This window comes from Flavobacterium sp. AK-301 (assembly GCF_058310215.1).
Map to the genome: position 1 here is coordinate 1 of NZ_JBZEES010000008.1, position 2701 is coordinate 2701.

At 34.2% G+C, this 2701-nt stretch carries 1 protein-coding gene; it reads left to right on the forward strand.

Annotation, left to right across the window (positions count from 1 at the left end):
- The first annotated feature begins 82 nt into the window (after nt 1-82).
- The gene (locus AC4FQX_RS11150) at nt 83-2371 is read left to right on the forward strand and encodes a helix-turn-helix domain-containing protein (protein ID WP_491167884.1); all 2289 of its coding nucleotides are present in this window, start codon (nt 83-85) and stop codon (nt 2369-2371) included.
- Nucleotides 2372-2701: the final 330 nt, after the last annotated feature.

Here is a 2701-nt window from a genome sequence, read left to right on the forward strand (position 1 = left end):
CAACCAACAACCAACAACCAACAACCAACAACCAACAACCAACAACCAACAACCAACAACCAACAACCAACAACCAAACAGAATGACACCCATATTAGAACCAGCAGAATATACCATTCGATTTATTAATCAGACACAAAAATCTATTTTTCTGACCGGCAAAGCAGGAACTGGAAAGACTACTTTACTTCGAAAAATTATTGAGTCGACTCATAAAAATGTAGTAGTAGCAGCTCCTACCGGAATTGCAGCTCTAAATGCGGGTGGAGTTACAATACATTCTCTGTTTCAATTACCCTTTAGTGGATTTATTCCAGAATATGGTACACCACCAAGTTTTGATAAAGTAAAACTCGAAACAAAAGATACCCTGAGAAGGCATTTTATGAATACAAATGCACAGCGAAAAGCACTTTTCAGGTCTATGGAATTATTGATTATTGATGAGGTTAGTATGTTGCGGGCAGACGTACTCGATGCCATTGATTTTGTTTTAAAAAGCATTCGGAAGAATACAAAACCCTTTGGAGGAGTACAGGTATTGTTTATTGGAGATTTACTGCAATTACCTCCCATAGTAAAAAATGAAGAATGGAATTATCTTAAAAACTATTACCAGAGTATTTTCTTTTTCAATGCCAGGGTCATTCAGGAAAATCCGTTGCTATATATTGAACTATCCAAGATTTATCGTCAGGACGATGAGCAATTTATTACCATACTGAATCATTTACGTAATAATGAAATGACAGTAGATGATTTGAAGATACTGAACCAATATGTAAATCCTGATTTTGATTCTAGGAAAAATCCCGGATATATTACTTTAACCACCCATAATGCTAAGGCAGATGGAATCAACGCCAAAGAACTTAAAGAACTTAACGAGCGTAGTTTTACCTATGATGCAGAAATCACAGGAGATTTTCCCGCACATATGTATCCGTTAGATATTACACTCGAACTAAAAGTAGGAGCACAAGTTATGTTCATTAAAAATGACCTTTCTTCTGAAAAAAAATATTTTAACGGAAAAATGGGTGTTATCGAATCTCTTTCAGAAGGAGAGATCATTGTTTTATTCAAAGAAGAAAACAAAAGAATAGAAGTTGATAAGTATGAGTGGCAGAACATTAAGTATTCCGTAGATGATGTTTCAAAAGAAATAAAAGAAGAAGTGCTCGGTACATTTGTGCATTATCCGTTAAAATTAGCCTGGGCAATAACCGTTCATAAAAGTCAGGGATTAACTTTTGACAAAGCTGTGCTTGATGTATCACGCGTTTTTGCGCCCGGGCAAGCATATGTAGCTCTTTCGCGTTTGCGTTCGTTAAACGGGCTTGTTTTGCTTACAGAGATGCAAATGAATGGTATTAATAACGATCAGAATGTAATGCAATATGCTTCAAGTAAAACGAATGAAAATCAGTTAGAGCATGTTTTAAAAGAAGAAACCAAAGCTTTTTTACGGGATTATCTGATAACAGCATTTGATTGGCAGTTACTTCACGAAACCTGGCAGAATCATAAACAGAGCTATACTACATCCGGTCCGAAATCGTTAAAAGGAAAACACCAGAAATGGGCAATTACACAATCCAATACCATTGAATCTTTACTGAATCCTTCCGGAAAGTTTATTAATCAGCTTGAAAGCCTGTTCAGAAAAGAATCTTTTGATATTCATTTTGTAAACGAAAGAGTGCAGGCAGCTTACAATTATTTTTATAAAACCCTAGATGAAGTAGTTTATAGTTTGTTGAAGAAAAAAGAAGAAATCAAGCATCTTAAAAAGAGCAAAGCTTATTATGAAGAACTGGAAGAAGTAGAGGAAATCCAAATCGAGGCTGTACTTTCATTACTTCGTGCCAAATATATGATAGAAACAGTTATAGAAGGAAAAGAAATTACACGTGGAACAATATGGAATGATATAGTTTTACAATATAAATCAGCAAAACTGAAACAGATAAAAGCAGAATTAAAAGAAGTCAGTTTGCTAGCAGAGGCGAATACTTTAGATGATTTTGAAGAGATTAGTTCAGATGCCGGAACCATTAAAAAAATAAGCAAAGAAAAAATTACGAAAAAATCTACGATAGAACTTACATTAGAATTATTAGTAGAAAATAAAACAATTGATGAAATCGCAGCAATTCGTAAGTTATCCTCTACAACCGTTTACGGACATATTATAAAACTGATCCGATCTGGAGAACTCAGTCTGAACAGAATACTTTCTGAAGACAGGATCATGGAACTATCAGAAGTGTTTGAAGGTTATGCCGATGATTCTTTGTCCGCCTTAAAAGAAAAATGTGGAGATACTTTCAGCTGGGAAGAATTAAAACTATATAAAGCAAGCCTTTAGTTTAGCCTTTAGCATTGAGAAAAAAGAGTAAATAACCAATAAGAAAGAATCCACAATATTTTAAAAGCCTTTGCGAATTTTGCGTAAGTCTTTGCGTTCATTGCGGTTAAATATTTCGTTAGTATTTAGCATTGAGAAAAAAGAGTAAATAACCAATAAGAAAGAATCCACAATATTTTAAAAGCCTTTGCGAACTTTGCGTAAGTCTTTGCGTTCATTGCGGTTAAATATTTTGTTAGCATTTAGCATTGAGAAAAAGGAGTAAATAACCAATAAGAAAGAATCCACAATATTTTAAAAGTCTTTGCGAACTTTGCGTAAGTCTTTGCG